This is a genomic window from Persicobacter diffluens, assembly GCF_036244895.1.
Lineage (GTDB): Bacteria > Bacteroidota > Bacteroidia > Cytophagales > Cyclobacteriaceae > Persicobacter > Persicobacter diffluens.
In genome coordinates, this window is the sequence record NZ_BQKE01000001.1 from 890,163 (window position 1) to 910,676 (window position 20,514).

Consider the following 20,514-nt stretch of genomic DNA (forward strand, 5'->3'; position numbering starts at 1 on the left):
TGTTATTTTTTAAAGGAATTATTTTAAATTAGTCGAATATTTCACGGTTAGTTTAAACCTTAGTAAAAGCCCGTAGTTACAGCAGTGTCCAGCGATGTGAGCATCGTTCCATGCTTGTAAAGTTTTTTACAATTTTTTTCAACTGAAAAATTCAGAAGGCTTGAGAATTCGTATTGTATTTATTTTGAAAAATAAAGGAGCAAATGTTCCTTTTCATCATCAGTTTTTATTAGCGCAATTGGTTAAGGGAATTGTAGTTAGAGGCGGGAATGAAAAATACCGTGGCTTCAATCACTATAATTTTTCCGGACTAAAGGGTCAAACCAAAATTAGCCGAAATGGGCTACACTTCTTTTCCAGTCGTGTAACATTGGTGTTTTCTTCTACAGATCAGGAATTTATTAATTACTTCCTGACGGAGTTGTTTAAATTTCCTACGGTTGAAGTGGGTAATCTAATTTTAATCCCTGAGGGAGTAGAAAAAGAAGAAACCCCAGCGCTTACGGAAGAAACAAAGTTTATTTGTATCTCTCCTTTGGTGTTGATTGTGCCTGGGTTTAATGATTCTCAGGGAAAAAGATTTATTTCTCCGGAAACGGAAGACTTCTCCGACATGCTCTATGAGTCTACTATGGGGCGTTTAGCAGATTATGGTCATTACTCCACCGAGCAACTTGCTGAGTTTACTAAATTCCAGGTTGTTCCTGATGCCGAATATCTGAGAAAAATTAAAGAGAGTCAGAAGAAATTCGCGAGAATCTATCCTGTTTACGATCAGGATGTGAAGTATGAAGTGCGAGGTTATACCTTCCCCTTTACTCTTTATGCAGCGAAAGAAGTTCAGGAATTTGTATTCCATAGCGGCTTGGGTGCTTTTACCCATAAAGGTCTTGGAATGTTGGATGTAGCCAACACTGATCTGACTAACAGAACGACTCGCTACGAGTGGTAAAAAATGAATAACGCGTCTTCCGCTGGAACCTCACAGGACACCAGCGGAAAACGAATGTTATTTATTGTTGTAATGAATTGAAGGTCTTATACCCTATCACCTGATCGGCACGATCTGTAGGGCCTCTATAATAAACGATGATATCATAATCGTTTTCAGTATCCCAGAAGCTACCCTCTAGCTCCCACCACTGAAGTCCTCCTCCCAAAATTACGTATTGATAATTGTAGAATCCCTGCTTTAAAAGGGTAGTACATTCATATAATCCGGAGTTTGGGTTCTTTTTCATTTTTAGTTTGGGCTGCAATTCCCAATTGCTAAAAGCTCCAATGAGGTAAATGTCTCCGCTGGCAATATTTTCTGCTTCTAGTCTGAAGGTGGCCTGAACGTAATCGGCACCGCTTAAACCTTGTTCCAATCCCACGTTTTCAAGAAAGAATTGTCCATTTTGATCCTCAAAGCTGACATAAGGTTGCCCCATTCTGTTTTGATCAACATTTAGCATGGCATAGTTCATATCCGTTTCACGGCGTATTCTGGCCACATTCCTTCCCGTATAGGAGACTGACCTTAAATCGGTATAGCGAAATTCATTACCTGCTATAAAATTATTTTCACCATTAAAGAAATTATATTCAATCTGCCCTAGGTCATTGCGTACATTGGTGGGCTCCAGGTTAAAAATAGCGTTGTCCCATCTTTGGTTTTGGCGTAGCACCACCTTAATATCAGTGAAGGCATTTGAAACGGTATAGGAACCATAATTAATGCCGAAATTAATCTGCTGGTTGATGTCTCTGTTCATTACTAAATCAGATCGTCTGACCTCTGAATTAATGGCGGCCACATTTCTGTAGACTACAAAACGCGAAGTGATAATTAAATCTTCCGGATCAGCATCGCGGTAAACAGCTACCAAATAATTACCGGTTTCCTTAAGTCTTGGAATAGGAAATTGATATTTTACGTATTCTACCCGGGTATTTTCAGAGAACTCATATTCCGTCACATTAAATTCATTATACTGATCCAAATAGTCCATATTGACCAAATTGGAGGGTTTCCAGTCATAATTGCAATGAATGATTTTTGCCCGGTACTCTTCATAATCTTCATTGATATCATCAAACTCCAATACCAGCTGAATGCCACTCCCAATAGGGATTACCGGAGCGATCATCATTCCGATGGGGTCATTTGTTTTAGGAAATATCTTTACTCCTTTTATCCGATCTTCGTAAACATGATCTCGATAAAGCATTTTGGTCTTTTTGGCCCATGATTGAAGAGGGGCACAAAACAACATGAGCAGCAAAGCCTGCAGGTAGTATTTTTTATTCATATACAACAGTAGAATTTTTTGAATATAATCATCATAGACGGGAAATTATAATTTAATTTTTAAGGCAGAATTATTGACGCTTAAATCGTCCTTCATCTGTAAGGCGGGAATAAAGCTAGAATTTTTCCCTGTACGCGTTTTTTCCAGAGAAGCAGATGAATTAACCCAGATTATTCATGATTAAATCCTCGTTTAGCGGTAAGGTGGAAAAAATGAAGGAATAGTTTCCTGTTTTGAGTTTTTTCCAACGAAACTGATGAATGAGGAGAAAGCAAGCTTGCCCAAACTGGGGCTATTATAAACCAAAGAAAATAAATTATAATAACCTGAAAATAAACCACCTGCACTAAATAAATAAATTGCGGTGAATAATTCGGGATAAAAGAAAGCTCACCCTAATTTGGACTATCATAAAATCAATAAAAAAAACCGCCATGCGCTAATAGTGAGTAGTGGGTTGTTTAGTTTGGCTTCCCGGGTATGGCGGTAAGTAAATTGGCCTTTGCCAATGGTCACCGAAGCAGCTAGGCATTAAAAAAGCCCTGAAGTGGGTGGATACCACCTGAGGGCTTTTTATTTACAGTAGTTTTTCCTCTAAATCTCCCACAGCGGTGGCATGGAGTTCCCAATCCTCATTTAGCTGTTTTTCTTTCGCTTTAATTTCATCGAGTTTTTGGGAAATTTCCCTTACCTTATCGTTATCAGCATAAATTTCAGGTTTTCCTAATTGAGCTTCCAGCTCTTCGCGGTCTACCTCCATTTCCATTAACTTCCCTTCCACCTGATCTAATTGCTTCTGTGCCTTTCTTAATTCTCGCTGAATATTTTTTCTTTCAGATTGAGAGTATTCCTGCTTTTTGGAAGGCTTCTCATTTTCATCCTCAGCGCTTGATTCACTATCACTGGACTGCTCAGCTAATCTTCGGTTTTCCATCCAGGCATTATATTCCTGAAGGTTGCCCGGATATTCCTTTATTTGACCTTCCTCTATATACCAGATTTTATTTGCGACTTGTTCGATGAAGTTCCGGTCGTGAGAAACAAGTAGCAGGGATCCTTCATAGTTTTGAAGTGCCTGTGCCAATACGTTCACCGATTGAATGTCCAGGTGGTTGGTCGGCTCATCGAGTAATAGGAAGTTGGCTTCAGAAATAAGGACTTTTGCCAGGGCTACTCTCGATTTTTCTCCACCGGAAAGCACTTTGATCTTTTTGAAAACATCGTCCCCATTGAACAAAAAAGCACCCAGTATGGACCTTAATTCCGTTTCTGTTCTGGTGGTGCCGGTTTGTTTTAGCTCCTCCACCAGGTCATTCTCCAGACTTAAAGATTCCAATTGATGCTGAGCAAAGAAAGAGGGAATGGCATTATGGCCAAGTTTTGCTTCCCCGCTTTGTATAGGCTCTGTCCCCATAATAATTCTCAGCAGGGTAGACTTACCTTTACCATTGGCACCTACAAGTGCAATTTTATCACCTTTTTCAACTACGCCAGTGGCATTTTTTAGGATTTCCAGCTGATCGTAACGTTTGTCCACTTTGTCAAATGTGGCCACAAACCTTCCCGATGCCTGAGAAAAGGTGAAGCGAATATTCACCTTGGCTTTGGACTCTTGTACTTCCTCTACCATGTCCATCCTTTCCAATTCTTTTACCCTGGATTGTACCTGTCTGGCCTTGGTGGCTTTGGAGCGGAAGCGTTCAATGAAACGTTCGGTTTCCTTTATTTTTTGTTGCTGATTTTCGAAAGCATTTCGCTGAACTTCCTGTCTGGCTACTTTCTCTTCTTTGTAAAAGTCATAATTCCCGGAATATAAATTGAGTTTTCCGCCGGAGACTTCCACTGTAATATTGGTGCAGTTATTCAGGAACTGTTGGTCGTGAGATACTACAATGACTGCGCCTTCATAATTTTTCAGATAATTCTCCACCCATTGAATAGAAGGTAAATCCAGGTGGTTGGTGGGCTCATCGAGCATTAGCAATGCGGGCTTTTCCAGAAGTAATTTGGCCAGCATTACGCGCATTCTCCATCCACCGGAGAATTGGCTCAAGGGTTTTTCCAATTCTTCCGTTCTGAAACCGATTCCTTCCAGAATCTCCTCCGCCTTTGATTTCAGGCTATAACCACCAAGTGTTTCAAACCTTTCCTGTAAAGTGGCCAGCTCTTCCACCATACGCTCTTCATAGGCAGTCTCCATTTTTTGGATCAAGGCTTCAATATCGGATTGAATTTTTAAAGCCTCGGAGAAAGCGCTCATGGCGATATGAAGAATGCTGTCGTCAGATTGAAAGGATAATAAATCCTGATTCAAATAACCAATAGAGGTTTCCTTACTTTTGGTGACATCTCCCTCATCCGGAGTGTATTCTCCTGCGATGATGCGGAGCAGGGTGGATTTACCAGCTCCGTTGGCACCGATAAGCGCGATCTTATTTTTGGGCTTCACATGTAAAGAGGCTTCAAAATAAATGGGGCGTCCGCCGATGTAATAGGTAAGGTTATTTATCGCTAGCATTTGTATTTTCTTCAATGAGTAAGCAAGCTCCAAAACCGGAGTAAATACAAATTTATAAGGAAATGATGGTTCCTCACAGTATTAGCCGGGAAAAAGGGTTAATCCTCTCGCTTGGGGATCTTTTTTATGATTTTTTCCAAAAATTGATTGGCTTCCAGCAGGCGGATTTCCTCTGGCGGATGCTGGCGAAGGTAATTGATAAAATCCATCAGGCTTTTGCCCGATTTCCCTGTGCCGGAAAAGTAAACACAATGGGGCGTATTATCCGAAAGAAGGGAGCTTAAAGGAAGTGATGAAAAGTTGTCCCAGGAAAGTAAATTGCTTTTAGCGGCGATATTGGCGTCGAAAGTTTGAAGATCAGGAATGGGTTGAAATCCTTGTGGTGCTTTTTCCCAACAGTGAAAATGGATGTGAAAAAAATCTGACATTAATCTACAACAATTTTTTTGGTGATAATCCCCCTCTCGGATTTAAAAGAAAGCAAATATAATCCTTCCTGCAGCTTGATGGGATAGTTTTCTTCCTGAAAAGCAAAGATCTTAAATGCGGGTATGAGCGCCTGCCCGGCCATATTGTAAAGGTGTACTTCCGCATTCTGATTACTGTATATTGTAATTTCACTTCCTTTATTCACAGGGTTAGGGTAGCAGTTTACTTCCCAAGCTTGTTGATTTTCGGTTCCGGGTTTTAGCCAAAGCAAGCCACCGGATTTTTGCCCAAGGAGTAAGTAGGGCATTGCATGGGTTTCCCAAAATACCGGATTCAGATGATTGCCCTCTCCCAGCCGGAAAGCAGTGCTGGTTTCATTAGTGCTCCACAAATGGGGATAAAATTGGGGTTCCTGATGAATATTCTGAATCCAGGAAATATTGCCGCTAAGATCCGTTTTGATTAAAGTGAAGTCATCCTCATAATTGAAAATGCAGATATCAGGTTTGGCTTTTGTAAAATCGTCTTCAATTCCCAAAAAGCTTTTATTGATCAATATCGCCTGATTTTGATTGACTTCCCAAAGTTCTAAGCGGCCCTCTGTTCTGGCGATTACCAAATTCACCTTCCCCTCTTTTCTATAAAAATAGAAATTATCCGAAGCTCTGATGTGCTGATTGGTCGGGAATTCAATGGAGATGGGATTTAAATCGGACAGACTTCCACCGGATTTTACCCAGTATAATTCTTTTCGCCTTTGGTCCTCAGAATGCACATTTATCAGTAAGTCCTCCTGTCCATTTCCATCATAATCGAAGACTTGCAATTGAGGGAAAGTGCGGTTAAGCATGCTAAGATCAATAGGCGGATTACTTTGCATTTCAAATTGAGGGGCAGTATTGGAGCCTGTATTTTTTAGCCAGAATAGTTGAGCGGCACTTTTAGCGTTCTGCGATGGATGCTGGGCAGCAACTATAAGGTCTTTTAGGCCATCCTGATCCCAATCCATCGCAACGGCGGAGGCATGGCTTCCAAAATCCAGCATTTCCCCCTGAAGAAAATTGGTGGAGGTAAGTTCCAAGTCACCATTGGAGGTTTCTAATAGCCAGACAGTATTCTGAAAGTCAATATCCAGCGTTTCATCATCCAAAATATTACTACTGGCGATGATGGAGGGTTTTTCACTGCCATAAAGTTTTACCTGATAAGCGGTGGGGTAGAAAGGGAAATTGATGCCTTTGAACGGAGCTTCGAAGGATTCGAAAAGGGCTTGTTCCGGTGTTCCCGTGTTAGGTAAAAAGTATAGTTCAGGGCACTGCTCATGACCTGCAAGTAAATCCAATAGGCCGTCATTATTGAGGTCCACGAGGGTAAGACTTTTTCCGCCCACATGCTCTATTTTTAGGGGTGCTTGTCCGCATCCTTCCCCATTGAATGCGTAATGTTGACAATCACATTCTTCAAAAGTCCCCCAGTTTTTGCTGACCAGTTCGAAGTCAAGCCCGGCGACTCCTGTTCTGTCCATGGAAAAATTTTCATGTTGACGGACAAATCCACCTACCGCAAAATTGTAAACCAATATATCTAAATCTCCATCGGCATCAATGTCCTGAATCACCGGAATGTCGGTAGAGGAGCACTGTAAATTCTGAAAAATACCACTGCTGAGCGAGATCAATGGATCCGCTACTAATTCAAATGAAAGGTTTCCACCGCTGCTGGTGTTTTCATAAACTGAAATTCCAAATAATTGCTTGGTGAAAATGTCCGGCCTTCCGTCTTGGTTAAAGTCCCGAATGAGTAGCCAGCCGGAAATGTCGGTGGGGAAGGGGAGGGCGCTTTCGGGCGAAAATTCATAATGATCCTCTCTCCAGATAAAGGTCTTTAATTGATTATTGTCCCGATCGTATAGGATCAGATCGTCAATACCATCTCCGTCTAAGTCAAAATTATTAATTTGTGGGCTATTTAGTCCTCCCGCCCAGGCTAATGATTTTTGGACACTGCTTTTTAGGGGAAATGAAAAGTCAAATTGATAGCTGGGCTGCCCAATGGAAACCGAAGTGGAAAAAAACAGCAGAAAGGGAAGGTATTGGAGAAAGTTGGGCATTAAAAAACAGGCTTTTTTTATAACTTAACGTAATTCTAAAAAAAGAATAGCAGCATCAAATGAATTTAGAGGAAATTTATAGAAAATATAAAGAATGTTCTGGGGTGAATACCGATACCCGGAAAATTCTGAAGGATAATATCTTTTTTGCCCTTAAAGGGCCAAATTTCAATGCCAATCGCTTTGCCTTACAGGCTTTGGAAAGTGGTGCCAGATATGCTGTAGTGGATGAGCCGGAATTTGCCTTAGATGAGCGATTTATTCTGGTGGAGGACGGCTTAAAGTGTTTGCAACAATTAGCAACCTATCATCGTCGCCAACTGGGGATTCCGGTATTGGGGATAACAGGTTCCAATGGGAAAACCACTACCAAGGAATTAGTGAATGCGGTGCTTTCTCAAAAATATAAAACCTATGCTACGGTGGGGAATTTCAATAACCATATTGGGGTGCCTTTGACGATTTTAGCTTGGGATGAATCTATTGAGTTGGCCATAGTAGAGATGGGAGCCAATAAGCTTGGTGACATTCGGGAGCTATGTGAAATCGCGGAGCCCAATTTTGGATTGATTACCAATATCGGCAGGGCGCATATTGGGGAGTTTGGAGGTTTTGAAAATATCTTACGGGCGAAGAGTGAGCTGTACCAGTTCCTTTTGGCTAATGACGGAAAGGCTTTTATCAACTCCAATAATCCGCTATTTGAAAATATGGCCCGCCGATTTGCCGAGCCCATAATGTATCCCAATAAAGGGGACAGCGTACAGGTGGATTTTATTGAGGCTAATCCTTTTGTGGAATATCGTTCCGAGAATGGGGAAGAAGTGATGACTCATCTGATTGGGGATTACAATTTTGAGAATATTGCGGCAGCTTTGGCTGTGGGGAAATGGTTTAATGTCCTTCCCGCGCAGGCAAATGAGGGTATTCGTAATTACATACCGGAGAATAATCGCTCCCAGATTATTCAGAAGGGGGATTTAACCATTATTTTGGATGCCTATAATGCCAATCCAAGTTCCATGGAGGTGGCCTTAAAGAACTTGAGTCAGATGTCCGGGGAACCCAAATATGTGATCCTTGGAGATATGTATGAGCTTGGGGAAGAGAAAGATCAGGCACATGGAGAGGTTGGTCAGCAATGTGAAGATTATAGTTTTGAATCCTTTTTTGTCGGGGAGTTTATGACGGCTGCCAAAAGGGAATTTCCCGGCGGACATCATTTCTTCAAGAAGTCGGATTTGGTACACTACTTAGAGGCACATCCCATTACTGAAGGATTGTTATTGATAAAGGCATCCCGGTCTATGGGCCTGGAGAGTTTATTGGAACAGTTTCATTAATGGCGTTTTTGAATCCACCGTATTCGAAGCATTTTTGAATTCAGCCGAATTATTTACCGATAGATTTGAGGGCTTGTCCTTAGGTGTTGCATGTGAGGTTGATTCGAGTGGTTTTGCTGATTTGTCCATTGCTCAGATTGGGGAGCGTTTACTTTTTCCTCAATTACCTATTTTGTTGGGGAAGTTCGACATGGGGAGCAATTCCTTCATTTTTCCCGCCTTGCAGTTATACATAGATTATGGCATGAATAATTCGGCTTAGAAAAAGTGGTATTGGATATTTTAAAAACCAATCAATCCAATTTGTAAAATATAATACGGCATCACGTTAATTTTCAATTTCGTGATTTTGAAAGTGTTCAGCACTAAAAAGGGCTACCGGAACTCCGATAGCCCTTTTCTCTTTTCTTACTGGTGATTGGATCTCAATAAATCATTCACCGTTTTTACCGGGTTAAAAGTACTAATGGGTACTTCTACAAAAATAGTGTTCCAATCAGACATGGCACCGTTCCATAGGCCGGGAAGTTCCTGCGCCTTGATGTCTTTTCCATTACGAGATTTCAAGGTAATGAAGCCCGTCTTTGGGTCTACAAAATCTTTTAAATTGAATTTATTCCCTTTATAATCTTTTACCAGGCAGACTAAATCCACCGGGTTGAAATGAGTCGCATTATTTACAATTTCTAATTTTTCCAGACTTTGTAAATTGATCTGAGAGGACTCTACAATTTGTAAAGAAATGGTTTCATCATTGTTGATGGCCCAGAAAGGACCGCCACCCGGCTCCCCTTCATTTTTTACCATTCCGCAAGCCCGAATAGGACGATTCAATTTTGTCTTCAACCATTCTACGCGGGTAGCACGAGCCGGATTTTTCAAATGAGAAATGGTGCAAAGCTCGTCTTCCACGAATCGGGTGATTTCGGCAATATCATTAGCTGTTAGGTTTTCCGGATTTTCCAGCATTTCTAAATATTGGAAAATCTTTTCCTGCGCCTTCATCGCTACCCCTGCCAAAACTTTTTTATAGGTGATGGTGTCCGCCACAACACGGTCATTCACCACATTATCGATATTTTTGATGAAGATGACTTCTGCGTCAATTTCATTCAGGTTCTCAATCAGCGCTCCATGTCCTCCCGGGCGGAAAAGAATTTTCCCCTCTTCCTGGAAAGGTTCATTATTAATATCCACCGCTAAGGTGTCGGTAGACGGCTTTTGAATAGAATAACTGATTTCATATTTCACGCCAAAGGTTTTCTCGTATTTGCCCTTAACCTCCGCCACATGAGCTTTGAAGGCCTCAAGGTGTTGGGGAGATACCGTAAAGTGCAGCTGCACCAAGCCATTTTCCTGCTTCGCGTAAGCCGCTCCTTCTTTCAGGTGCTCTTCCACCGGGGTGGCTACATGGTCTGCGTATGAATGAAATTTCAATAAGCCTTTTGGTAGAACGCCATAATTCATACCTCCTTTGCCCAGTACTTTGTCCATCACCGCTACATGATGCCTTTCTGCCGCAATATCCAAATCTATTCCCTCAACGCTTAATTGTTCCTTAAGCTCCTGATAGAAGGCGAATTTTTGGATATTGTCAAAGAAATTATAAGCTGGAGCTACATTACTGTCTTCTATTAAATCAGCCGCAGAAGGGGAATAATCGCGGTATTTGTCTTTGTAACCAAAAAGGTTTTTAAACATTCTGGTGGCAGCACCGGATGCCGGAATAAATTTGTAAACATCCGTGGACTTGATTTTTTCATCGAAGATATTGACAAATTCCTGAACCTCCTGTTCATCAAGCTTTAAAATTCCATCACTGATGGTAGCTGCTTTCAGAATTTCCATGAAAGGAAAGCCTTCATGAAAATTTTGGATTTGCTTTAATACCGCCTCCGTAGAAATTCCTCTTTCTTCAAATTGAGCTAGAACTTCATCACTGAAGCTTGTCTTTTCAATTGTTGGCATAGACTAAATAGTTGGTTTGGTGTGTTAGGGGGAAAAAATGATTTATCTGCGATAAATTTGATTAGTAACAACTGATCAACCAGCAGGCCTAAAGTTAAGGATTTCAATGATATTCGAAAACGTTTTCGATTGCATTTTAGGCGAGCTAAGGGTGATTTATGTCTTTTTTTTGAACCGAAATTTACAATAAATTTAACAATAGTTTTACGCAAATTAACAAAAAAATCTATGATTACTCATATTGTAATGTTTAAGCTTCATGCGGAGGCAGAGGGGAAAAATAGGCAGGAAAATGCGCAGAAAATCAAGGACTTATTAGAGGCTTTGCCTTCTGAAATTGAAGCATTGAAAAAGATAGAGGTCGGCATAAATTTCAATTCAACTCCAGCTGCTTATGATTTGGTACTGACCACTTTGCATAATGATGAAGCGGGATTAAAAGAATATGCAGCTCACCCGGCCCATTTAGAAGTCTTGGAATTTATAAAAAAGGTAATTTCAGATAGAAAAGTGGTGGATTATATTTCTTAATTGAAAAAAGATCAGTAAAAATTTTTCGGGTGATTAATTTTTTATTTACCCGTCAATTTGTTTTAAAATTTTGATTATGGCGTTTTTTGAAAAATAAATGTCTGATAAATGGAAAAAGCTCGAAATTAATCGAGCTTTTTTTCGGGCGTAATATTTTTCTGCTTTTTCTCTTAAACAGAGAAACTTTCTCCACAGCCACAAGTTCTTGTCGCATTCGGATTAATGAACTGAAACCCTTTGCCGTTCAGGCCATCGGAAAAATCCAGCGTTGTTCCCAATAAATAAAGGAGACTTTTCTTATCGACAAGGATTTTAACCCCTTTGTCCTCGAATACCTGATCAGATTCTACCACCTTATCATCGAATCCCAAATCATACATCAAGCCGGAACATCCGCCTCCTTTTACCGAAACGCGCAGGTGGTGATTTTCATCTTTTCCTTCTTCTTGCCTTAGCACCTGTAGTTGTGAAATGGCTTTTTCTGTTATATTAATCATTTTTTTCTCTTTCAGTGGGTTATTACTGTTTTAGGCTAAACGCTCAAACGTTTGGCGCTATCCAAAAGTTTAGGCATTTTTGCAAATATAATCAATTGGCGGCCAAGAATGAAAAATTGTAGTTTTAGCCAAATTGTTTTTAATATTTGAGATATGTCAACAGCTGATAATAATAAAAGAACAGAGCTTGGGGCTTTGGGGGAATTTGGGATTATTGACCGGATTGCTGAAAATTTTAAAACACACAAGCAGGCTTCAACGGCACTTGGAATTGGAGATGATGCAGCACTCATTGACTGTGGGGATTTTTATCAGGTAATTTCCACCGACATGTTAGTGGAAGGCATTCATTTCGATTTGAGCTATATGCCTTTGCAGCATCTGGGTTTTAAGTCGGTGTCGGTGAATATTTCAGATATTGCGGCGATGAATGCGATTCCGAAGCAGATTACCGTGAATGTGGCTTTGAGTAATCGTTTTTCAGTGGAAGCAGTAGATGCCATTTATGACGGAATTCAAAAAGCTTGTGATACCTTTGGCGTTGACCTGGTGGGGGGAGATACCACTTCCTCTCCCGGTGGATTAATGATCAGCATTACGGCTATCGGTACCGCAGAAAAAGATACGGTAGTGAAAAGAAGCGGTGCTTCTTCCGGGGACATTATCTGCGCCACAGGGGATTTGGGCGCAGCCTATATTGGACTGCAGGTCTTAATGCGTGAAAAGGCGGAATTTAAGGCTAATCCTAATATGCAGCCGAAATTGGAGCAATATGATTATGTGGTGGGAAGACAGTTGCGTCCTATGGCTCGTATGGATGTGATACATGAGTTAGGGAAATTAGGAGTGGTGCCCACCGCTATGATGGATATTTCGGATGGACTGGCTTCAGAGCTGATGCATATCAGTAAGCAAAGTAATGTTGGGGTGAATGTTTTTGAGGATAAATTGCCCATCCACCAGATTACCTATGAGAATGCAGTGGAATTTCAGTTAGATCCTGTTATTGCCGCAATGAATGGAGGAGAAGATTATGAATTGCTGTTTTGTATTAAGCAGGATGACTACGAAAAGATTAAAAATCTGCCGGATGTCCACACCATTGGTTATATTCAGGATTTGGAAAAGGGAAGGAATTTAGTCAGTAAACAAGGCAACGTTTATCCATTAAAAGCACAAGGCTTTACCCATATGTAATCTTTTGTATGCAAAAACTCATATTAACCACTGCAGCTGCTTTGGGTGCCCTGACCGTGATGATCGGGGCATTTGGAGCACATGGGCTTCAGTCCATTCTTCAGACTCATGGTCGAGTAGATACTTTTGAAACAGCTGTGAAATATCAGATGTATCACGTAATGTTGATGATGATATTGGGGCTGCTCTACCCTAAAATTTCAGGAAATCTGGCTCATTATAGTTTTTATGCCAATATTTTTGGTATGCTAGTATTTAGCGGTTCACTATATGCATTGTGTTTGACCAATATTTCTAAATTAGGAGCAATCACCCCCTTTGGAGGGATGGGTTTTATTGCGGCCTGGCTGCTGTTTGCTATTGCCTGCTGGCAAAAACTATAACTTTGGGGGGACAGGATCATGTCCATTTCCTCCCCAGGGATGGCATCTTGATATGCGCTTCAGGCCCAGCCATAATCCTTTAAAAGGACCGTGGGTCTGGATAGCCGCTATCATATAAGAAGAACAAGTAGGGGTGTAGCGACAAGAAGGGGGGAATAATGGAGAGATCCCATATTTGTAAATATTCACTAGTAGAATTAAGAATTTGGATATAATGCTTTTCATGTTGATTTAATTTGGGGAAAGGATGCCCAAATATTTTTTGTTCTGAAAAGAAATATACGCTTTTTTTTGTCGATTCTTCGTAAATTCGATCCTATGAAAAACTCACCCGCTCGTATTGAGGAGGTAAAAAATATATTTACCAAGTATTTAGAAAATAACTCCCTTCGTAAAACGCCAGAGCGTTTTGCGATTTTGGAGGAAATATATTCTCGTGATGAGCATGTTGATGTGGAGTCTTTATACATTAACATGAAGAACAAGAACTATCGTGTCTCTCGTGCGACGGTTTATAATACCCTTGATCTTTTAATTGAATGTGATTTGGTGACGCGCCATCAATTTGGTAAGAATTTGGCCTTATATGAAAGTTCCTATGGAAATAAGCAACATGATCATATAATCCTTACAGACACTGAGGAGATTTTGGAATTTTGTGATCCAAGAATTCAGCAAATCAAAAAAACCGTTGAGGACTTATATAACATCAAGATTGATGCGCATTCCTTAAATTTTTACGGTAAACGTGGAAAAGAAGAGTAGAGCGTAAGCATAGATACAATAGGGAAATCCCAAATTTGGAACTAATTCCAGATTTGGGATTTTTTTTGTTCATATTTTTGACAAAATAATACATTTCGAAGTTGATGTAAGCTTTTGGTAAGGAATTGTCTCTGTTGAGACTAGTTTTCGAGATAAAAAAGGAGATGGAATAAAGATTGATAGATTCGGGTAAACCTAACTCTATGATTTTGAGAACTTTATTTTCATTATTTCTGGCTTTGTCCTTATGGACGCTTCCGGAAATAGCCTCTGCCGGTGGTAAGCAGCACCAAAAAGAAATCGTTAAAACCAAAAAAACTTCGGTTAAGCGCCAAAAATCTGCGATTAGAGATCGCCGAAAGTTTCAAAGGAAGTTGGCGAAGTTTCAGGGAGAGCTCATGAAAAAAAGTGAGAAGCATGATAAACGCATTATTAAGCTTCAACGAAAAGGACGCTAGTCCATGTTTTTTTACTCCTGATTTTAATCCTTATGAAACTTACTATAATATTTCTTGCCAGCTTTTTGTTTGTTCTTCATTACACTGTTCAGGCATCTTCAGCCTGCTATGATGATTCCACTCACTTTCATTTTAATAAAGCTCAGCAAATGATGCTGGAGGAGATGCCAGAAGAGGTGCTGATCAGAGCAAAAAAATTGAACGATAATCTCTTCTTCTACGGTTTGGTTATGCCAAACGGGGAAGAAATGGAATTTGTCAGTGAACCCGTTGGCTATATTAAACTCGGAGATATTCCCATTGATTTAAATCACGTCAATTCCGATACCGTCTTTATTGTAAATCTGAAGGAGTTGCAGCAGGCTCAACATCCTTTGGAGGTAAATAATAATCCCGAATTACAGTCCAATTATGAGGATATGGAAGGGGAGGTAGAAGTAGAAAAAAATGAATCTGAACTAGATATCAGGGATAAATTAGTTTTGGATAAATTTGTAGATGCGCTGATTGCTAACCGGCAGTTTCAGGTGAATTTGGAATCTCAGGGAAGTAATGGAAAAGAGGACCGGAAATTATCGCTTTTTATGGATAAGGTGCAGCAATATTTATTGGATCATTGGGTAGACATTAGCCAAATACAGGTTCGGGAATATAAACAGGTGAAGGCACTAAAGAATCAGGGGAAAAGCCTGGTGGCCCTTAAAATCAGCAATGAATAGAAGTTTTTCGGAGGTTTTTCAATAGCCAAAATTCTCAAAGAAAATACGCTTCTTGTAGAAATGATATCTATTGATTAGCGGGAACAGCATCATTGTTCAGGTGGGGAAGTATAAAGCCGCTTCTTATCGGGCTTTTTAATAAAACTGAAAATGGACATACTATAGGAAAGGTCCAGTTTCAAATCAGGTTCTATTTGATTGCTTGTGGTAGTTGACCTCAATAATCATCGCTAGATTTAGTCCGAATAATGCCTGCTTCAATCCGCGTTTAGCTGCAGGGTGAGAAAATAAAAGGCCAGTTTCCTGTTTCGAGTTTTTTCTAACGAAGCAGATGAATGAGGCGAAAGCAAGCTTGCCGAAATTGGGGCTATTAAAAAGCAGAGAAAGATACGGGTAATAAGTTGAAGATAAGTTTCTTGGTTTGCTTTGATGAATTTAGCAGTGAGTAATTCGGCTTAGGGAGTGGAGGTAAAGGTTTCGCTATTACTTTGATGAAAAAATGAGCTAAAAGAAAAGCCGCTTTATTGAAAGCGGCTTTTTTATTTATTGGAATACAACTTTTGACATTTTATCTCGGAGCCCATTTTTGTAGGTGTTCCCGATGGGCAATTCCACCCCATTTACCTGTACCCGATTGCTGGTCATTTTCTGAATTTTATCGGTATTGGTAATGAAGGATTTGTGAATTCTGACGAATCTTTCGTCCAGTTGTTCCATGATGCGAATCATGGTTTCGGTCTGAATGTAAACTTTGTTCGGATGATGAATTTTTAAATAGTTACCAAATGCTTCTACATAATAAATTTCGTCGAAAAAAAGCCGGTGGTTAATGCCGTTTTCTTTCACAATTAAAGAAGGGCCTTCTTCTTTATTGGTCTCCACTTCTTCCAAAGGCGCCTTATTGTAAGTCGTTAAAGCTTTGTTGACTCCTTTGAGGAAACGCTGTAGGGTGATGGGCTTTAATAGATAGTCCACCACAGAATATTCATAGCATTCAAGCGCATAGCTCGGATCCGAGGTGGTCATGATAATCATGGGTTTGTCCACCAGGGTTTTCATAAAATCAATTCCGTTTAGCTCTGGCATTTGAATATCTAAAAATATTAGATCGACCGGGTTTTCGTTGATGTAGTTGAGTGCATCAATGGCATTCTCCAGGTTTGCACAGAGCTCTAGCGCTTCATTTTGCTCGACGAACTTCTGGATGATATTTCGCGCAAGAGGCTCGTCATCTACGATGATGCATTTAAGTTTTTTCATATAGAGAAGAAATAATATCGGTTTATAGGGTGGTGGAATAATTTGGTCATGAAAAAATGCCGTAAGGCTTTGTAAGTTTAACACGATGAAAATCAAAATGTTGGGCGGGTTTGGGGGAGTATTTTGAGATTAATTTCCTGTTGAAACTTACATGTTTGATCCTTTTGATATTTAGGTAATAATTCAAATTTTTATTTGATCCGAAAAGGCTGAGCAATTTTCATTTTTCTGGGTTATACTTTAGAACAGAAAAGAAAAATACATGAGTGTAAAATGGGAAATAGAAAGGAGTATGCTCGGCCAGGTTGGTGACGAGTTTTTGCTCAATACGTTGAATAATCTATATTCTATGTCCTTATTGGAGGATGGTAGGTTAACCGATTCATTGGTTAAATTATCCGATTTTTTCAGGTATCAGTATCGGGTTGCAAAATTGGATAAAATATCTATTGAAGAAGAGGTTCAGTTTTTAAAATCGTATTTTTATTTGCAGCGATTACGCTTCAATAATCAATTAGACATTAATTTTATTTATTCAATAGATAGAAATCATTACATCTCACCCTGTGTTTTTTTTCCACTTTTGAGCCTATCCTTTCAAATGTTGCAGCGTAGAGTAGTCGATAAATTGGGTTTTTCCGTTCATTTACACGCCAAAGAAAATAATATTGACTTGGTCTTAGAGATTCTGAAACCGGATAATTTTAAGCCATCAGTTTTTAGTGCGGAGTTAGATGCCTGTTTAGAAAATTTAAGAACCGAATATAAAGGGCAGTTTAAAGTTTCTGTGGAGGAACGCCTGAATCAGTATGTGGTTGGGGTGGTATTGACGCCCTGGGTGGATGCCTAAAATTATTTTCTCATTGAGCAAAAGAAAAGGTCGCCCTGTATTCCAGGACGACCTTTTCTTTAAGGGTTTATGAAGAATCTCTAAAGCTGATTATTCCGGCCTCCATCCTCGTTTAGCTGCTAGACGGGAAAATGAAAGAATTTTGCCTATTTCGGTTTTTTCAACAAAGCAGATGAATGGAAGGAGGTGAATGCAAGCTTAGCCAATTTCGGGCTATTTAAGAATCAGCAAAATTAACCACCGCGCATCGGTAATGAGCGTTTTCTAAACACACCACGAGATCTAGCGATGAATAATTCGGCTTAATCTTCCAGCACATTGTTCATAAAAGAAGACTTCAGGCCGATAAAGCAAAGCAGAAAAATAATGCCCCACTTCAAATATACGTCATAGAAGTCCTGAGTGTCTTTGAAACGGGTCTCCATGATTTTTGCTTTCTCGAACTGGTCAATTTCATCAAAGACATTTTCCAGCGCTTTATTGTTGGATACCCGGTAAAATTGCCCGGAACCAATATCTGCAATTTCACGAAGGGTGGTTTCATCCAGGGTATTGTCCACCATTCTCGGGCGTCCAAAGAAATCTTTCCCCCAGGGCACTCGACCTTCTTTTCCAATGGCAATGGTATAGATTTTGATTCCATAGGCTGCTGCTAATTTTGCTGCTGTAATCGGGTCAATATTACCAGCGGTATTTTCTCCATCAGATAGTAAAATAATCACTTTTGATTTAGCATCACCATCCCGCATACGGTTGGTAGCTACGGCCAAGGCGGAACCAATGGCCGTTCCGTCATTCGCAATCATTTTAAAATCAATTTCCTCAATATACTCTTCCAGTAATTTGTAGTCTGTGGTGAGTGGTGCCAATGAATAGGCCTCTCCGGAGAAAATGACTAATCCGATGCGATCCTGAAAGCGGCCCTTAACAAAGTCAGAGCACACTTTTTTGGCAGCGACTAATCGATTGGGTTTGAAATCCTCGATTTGCATGGATCCGGAAATATCCACGACCATGGTGATGTCAATCCCTTCGGTCCATTGTTCCACTCTTTCATTGGTCTTCTGCGGTCTTGCCAATGCGATTAACAAAAGGGCCATGGCAAGCGCAAAAAACAAAGGTGGAATAAACCGCAGAAGCGTAATCGCACTCCATTGTAGTTCCCTTTTGGTGAGGGCAATAGGAAGTCTTTGCTTCAGCTTAATGTTCAGCAACCACTTTAGAATAAAAAGCAGGGGGATGAGAAAAATTAGAAATAATACCCAGCTGAATTCCCAGGTGAAATTATTTAATATGGATGGAGTAAACCATTGCAAACTCCACCATTCATGATCCAATGCGTTATTTACTTCAGTCATTTTTTAATTGGTTGAGCTTGTCCTCGTATTTGCTAATGGCCAGATCTCTTAGTCGGTCGTAATTTTGGGTGTCAATCTGCTGAGCTTGTTGGCTATAAATATTCATATCAATAAGACGGAGGGTTTCCAAAACTTCCGGCTGCTGGAGAATTTTTCCAATTTCTTTGGTGGTCAATTTAGGATAGGGACGATTGTCCACTTTTTCCATATAATGCTTCCATAAGGAAGAAAGCGCTTCCTCCTCTCTCTTGGATGTATGCTGGTCAAAATTGCCCAGGAATTGTCGATGCTGACGCTCCAGCTTGCGAATGTTAAACAGGCGCTTGATTTTACCCCCAAATAATCCGAAAGTGATGATGGCTAGGAAAAGCAAAATACCGGTCCCGGCCATCCAATAAGGGTAATTGAAGGGATAAATAACCGGGTAGTAATCGGCTGCTGTTTCCAACGCAATGGAGTCCGGCATAGTCAATAGGCTGGGCTTGAAGTTGATCTCAGCCATGGGTGTAAATACCGGAACACTGTCTTTTTCCTGCACCCAGTAAATGGGTACGGAGAGTTGCTGAAGGCTATCGGTCTCAAAAGTAGAGATGTGATAGACGATGCTATCTGTACTGATCCCTTCGGTGGTGACGGTAGTGTAAACCTCTCTGGAGTTATACTCAAAAGGATGAAAGTTGTATAGGGAATCCGGAAACAGGATGTTCAGATCCATGGGATAATGGGCCGTAACGATATACGTTAAATCTTCCCCTATCATTACTGAATCCCTCAGGAAAAATCCGTCTAGCTCAATTTCCTGTGCCTGGGTTTTTCCCAAAAAAGCCAGCTGAAGAAAGCTCACTAAAAAAATACAAAAGCGATTAGCCATTTTTCTTACTTAAATTTCTGACTTTGAAAAGTTTGATTAATTGTGGGACGTAGTCATCTTCCGTGTCTACTCTCAGATAATTGGCCTCGTATTTTTGGCAAAAATCCTTGAGTTTGTTTTGGCTGTCCCCATACTTATCCTGAATTTTTTTTCGGAAAGCAGGAGAGGAAGTATTCACCCAAATGGTTTTCTGAGATTCTTTATCATAGAGCGGAATGATGCCTAATCTGGGGAGTTTGGTCTCCCGTTGATCAAAGATATGCAAAACCACCAAGTCATGCTTTTTGGCCAAGGCTTTCAGGTTTTTTTCATAGCCCTCATCGATAAAATCTGAAATCAGAATAATTACCGATCGCCTTTTGATCAAATTCAGACAATACTGCATGGCCCGCTCCAAACTGGTTTTTTTGGATTTTGGGGCCAGTTTATACAAACTGCTGATCAACTGATAAGCCTGAGACTCTCCCTTTCCGGGTTTTATATACTTTTCCTTTTGATCAGAAAAACAAATTGCCCCAACCGAACTGCCCTCTTTCACTGCAGAGAGCGCCAGCACACTGGTAATCTCGTTGGTGATGTCTATTTTTTGCTTCCCTTGCTTACCAATTTGCTGGGATGCACTCACATCCACCAAAAAGAAAACGGTCTGCTCTTTTTCTTCCTTAAATGTTTTGACATAGGTGCCATGTCCCTTGGCGGTCACATGCCAGTCGATGCTTCGGATGTCATCCCCATATTGGTAGGAACGCACATCGTCAAACTCCAATCCGCTTCCTTTAAAGATGGAATGGTAGTCTCCCTGCATGTGGCTCTTTACCGCCTTTCTGATTCGAATTTCGTACTTACGTATTTTTTGAAAAATTTCTTTCACCTTATCCTATTTTTTGAAGGTCGGCGCTGAATCCGAACATTGGTATTTTTTTAAAATCATTGGCCTAAATATCATTTATTCCTCAGATGATA

At 40.3% G+C, this 20,514-nt stretch carries 20 protein-coding genes; 9 read left to right on the top strand and 11 right to left on the bottom strand.

Annotated features, from left to right (window positions below; genetic code table 11):
- Window positions 1-160 precede the first annotated feature (160 nt).
- A complete protein-coding gene (gene cas6, locus AAA970_RS03725; RefSeq protein ID WP_072159017.1) occupies window positions 161-952 on the top strand; it encodes a CRISPR-associated endoribonuclease Cas6 in 792 nt (263 codons plus the stop codon).
- A gap of 61 nt (window positions 953-1,013) precedes the next feature.
- Here cas6 and AAA970_RS03730 read toward each other — a convergent pair whose 3' ends face one another.
- The 4 genes from AAA970_RS03730 to AAA970_RS03745 form a co-directional block, all read right to left on the bottom strand.
- On the bottom strand, window positions 1,014-2,294 hold the full coding sequence (locus AAA970_RS03730) for a type IX secretion system plug protein (RefSeq protein WP_072159157.1): 1,281 nt from the start codon (window positions 2,292-2,294) through the stop codon (window positions 1,014-1,016).
- A 577-nt stretch (window positions 2,295-2,871) separates the two neighbouring features.
- Window positions 2,872-4,812: an ABC-F family ATP-binding cassette domain-containing protein gene (locus AAA970_RS03735; protein WP_338236025.1), complete on the bottom strand. Its 1,941-nt coding sequence runs from the start codon at window positions 4,810-4,812 to the stop codon at window positions 2,872-2,874.
- A 98-nt stretch (window positions 4,813-4,910) separates the two neighbouring features.
- Window positions 4,911-5,240, bottom strand: a complete 330-nt coding sequence (locus tag AAA970_RS03740) for a hypothetical protein (protein WP_338236026.1) — start codon at window positions 5,238-5,240, stop codon at window positions 4,911-4,913.
- On the bottom strand, window positions 5,240-7,351 hold the full coding sequence (locus AAA970_RS03745; RefSeq protein ID WP_338236027.1) for a T9SS type A sorting domain-containing protein: 2,112 nt from the start codon (window positions 7,349-7,351) through the stop codon (window positions 5,240-5,242). Before AAA970_RS03745 ends, AAA970_RS03740 begins: the two co-directional genes overlap by 1 nt.
- 59 nt (window positions 7,352-7,410) lie before the next feature.
- On the opposite strand from AAA970_RS03745, the gene AAA970_RS03750 reads away from it, so the two are divergent.
- Window positions 7,411-8,694: a UDP-N-acetylmuramoyl-tripeptide--D-alanyl-D-alanine ligase gene (locus AAA970_RS03750; protein ID WP_338236028.1), complete on the top strand. Its 1,284-nt coding sequence runs from the start codon at window positions 7,411-7,413 to the stop codon at window positions 8,692-8,694.
- 408 nt (window positions 8,695-9,102) lie between these two features.
- Here AAA970_RS03750 and AAA970_RS03755 read toward each other — a convergent pair whose 3' ends face one another.
- The gene (locus tag AAA970_RS03755; RefSeq protein ID WP_338236029.1) at window positions 9,103-10,662 is read right to left on the bottom strand and encodes a DUF4301 family protein; all 1,560 of its coding nucleotides are present in this window, start codon (window positions 10,660-10,662) and stop codon (window positions 9,103-9,105) included.
- A gap of 228 nt (window positions 10,663-10,890) precedes the next feature.
- On the opposite strand from AAA970_RS03755, the gene AAA970_RS03760 reads away from it, so the two are divergent.
- Window positions 10,891-11,193, top strand: coding sequence for a Dabb family protein (locus AAA970_RS03760; RefSeq protein WP_060685585.1), 303 nt, complete (start codon window positions 10,891-10,893; stop codon window positions 11,191-11,193).
- A 170-nt stretch (window positions 11,194-11,363) separates the two neighbouring features.
- Here AAA970_RS03760 and AAA970_RS03765 read toward each other — a convergent pair whose 3' ends face one another.
- Window positions 11,364-11,690, bottom strand: coding sequence for an iron-sulfur cluster assembly accessory protein (locus tag AAA970_RS03765; RefSeq protein ID WP_060685586.1), 327 nt, complete (start codon window positions 11,688-11,690; stop codon window positions 11,364-11,366).
- Between the two features lie 153 nt (window positions 11,691-11,843).
- Here AAA970_RS03765 and thiL point away from each other — a divergent pair, with 153 nt between their 5' ends.
- Window positions 11,844-12,887: a thiamine-phosphate kinase gene (gene thiL, locus AAA970_RS03770; RefSeq protein WP_338236030.1), complete on the top strand. Its 1,044-nt coding sequence runs from the start codon at window positions 11,844-11,846 to the stop codon at window positions 12,885-12,887.
- An 8-nt stretch (window positions 12,888-12,895) separates the two neighbouring features.
- Window positions 12,896-13,270: a DUF423 domain-containing protein gene (locus AAA970_RS03775; RefSeq protein WP_338236031.1), complete on the top strand. Its 375-nt coding sequence runs from the start codon at window positions 12,896-12,898 to the stop codon at window positions 13,268-13,270.
- Here the strand turns inward: AAA970_RS03775 and yidD are convergent.
- Window positions 13,265-13,495, bottom strand: a complete 231-nt coding sequence (gene yidD / locus AAA970_RS03780) for a membrane protein insertion efficiency factor YidD (protein ID WP_071932169.1) — start codon at window positions 13,493-13,495, stop codon at window positions 13,265-13,267. The genes AAA970_RS03775 and yidD overlap by 6 nt on opposite strands.
- A 93-nt stretch (window positions 13,496-13,588) precedes the next feature.
- On the opposite strand from yidD, the gene AAA970_RS03785 reads away from it, so the two are divergent.
- From AAA970_RS03785 to AAA970_RS03795, 3 genes are all read left to right on the top strand, one after another.
- Window positions 13,589-14,035 (top strand): Fur family transcriptional regulator, encoded by a 447-nt coding sequence (locus AAA970_RS03785; RefSeq protein WP_082304959.1) that lies wholly within the window; start codon window positions 13,589-13,591, stop codon window positions 14,033-14,035.
- Between the two features lie 203 nt (window positions 14,036-14,238).
- Window positions 14,239-14,493 carry a hypothetical protein gene (locus AAA970_RS03790; protein ID WP_338236032.1) on the top strand — a complete coding sequence of 85 codons (255 nt, stop codon included), beginning with the start codon at window positions 14,239-14,241 and terminating at the stop codon, window positions 14,491-14,493.
- A 32-nt stretch (window positions 14,494-14,525) separates the two neighbouring features.
- Window positions 14,526-15,212 carry a hypothetical protein gene (locus AAA970_RS03795; RefSeq protein ID WP_053404070.1) on the top strand — a complete coding sequence of 229 codons (687 nt, stop codon included), beginning with the start codon at window positions 14,526-14,528 and terminating at the stop codon, window positions 15,210-15,212.
- Between the two features lie 543 nt (window positions 15,213-15,755).
- Here the strand turns inward: AAA970_RS03795 and AAA970_RS03800 are convergent.
- Window positions 15,756-16,472 (bottom strand): LytR/AlgR family response regulator transcription factor, encoded by a 717-nt coding sequence (locus AAA970_RS03800; protein ID WP_053404071.1) that lies wholly within the window; start codon window positions 16,470-16,472, stop codon window positions 15,756-15,758.
- A gap of 262 nt (window positions 16,473-16,734) precedes the next feature.
- On the opposite strand from AAA970_RS03800, the gene AAA970_RS03805 reads away from it, so the two are divergent.
- Window positions 16,735-17,322, top strand: a complete 588-nt coding sequence (locus AAA970_RS03805; RefSeq protein ID WP_060685592.1) for a histidine kinase — start codon at window positions 16,735-16,737, stop codon at window positions 17,320-17,322.
- Between the two features lie 302 nt (window positions 17,323-17,624).
- Here the strand turns inward: AAA970_RS03805 and AAA970_RS03810 are convergent, their stop codons facing one another.
- Genes AAA970_RS03810 through AAA970_RS03820 form a run of 3 tightly spaced genes read right to left on the bottom strand, consistent with a single transcriptional unit; the run spans window position 17,625 to window position 20,422 of the window.
- Window positions 17,625-18,680 carry a vWA domain-containing protein gene (locus AAA970_RS03810; protein ID WP_338236033.1) on the bottom strand — a complete coding sequence of 352 codons (1,056 nt, stop codon included), beginning with the start codon at window positions 18,678-18,680 and terminating at the stop codon, window positions 17,625-17,627.
- Entirely contained in the window at window positions 18,673-19,551 is an 879-nt protein-coding gene (locus tag AAA970_RS03815) for a hypothetical protein (RefSeq protein ID WP_338236034.1), read from the bottom strand. The genes AAA970_RS03810 and AAA970_RS03815 overlap by 8 nt, the downstream gene beginning before the upstream one ends.
- Window positions 19,544-20,422: a DUF58 domain-containing protein gene (locus AAA970_RS03820; protein WP_053404075.1), complete on the bottom strand. Its 879-nt coding sequence runs from the start codon at window positions 20,420-20,422 to the stop codon at window positions 19,544-19,546. Before AAA970_RS03820 ends, AAA970_RS03815 begins: the two co-directional genes overlap by 8 nt.
- Window positions 20,423-20,514 lie beyond the last annotated feature (92 nt).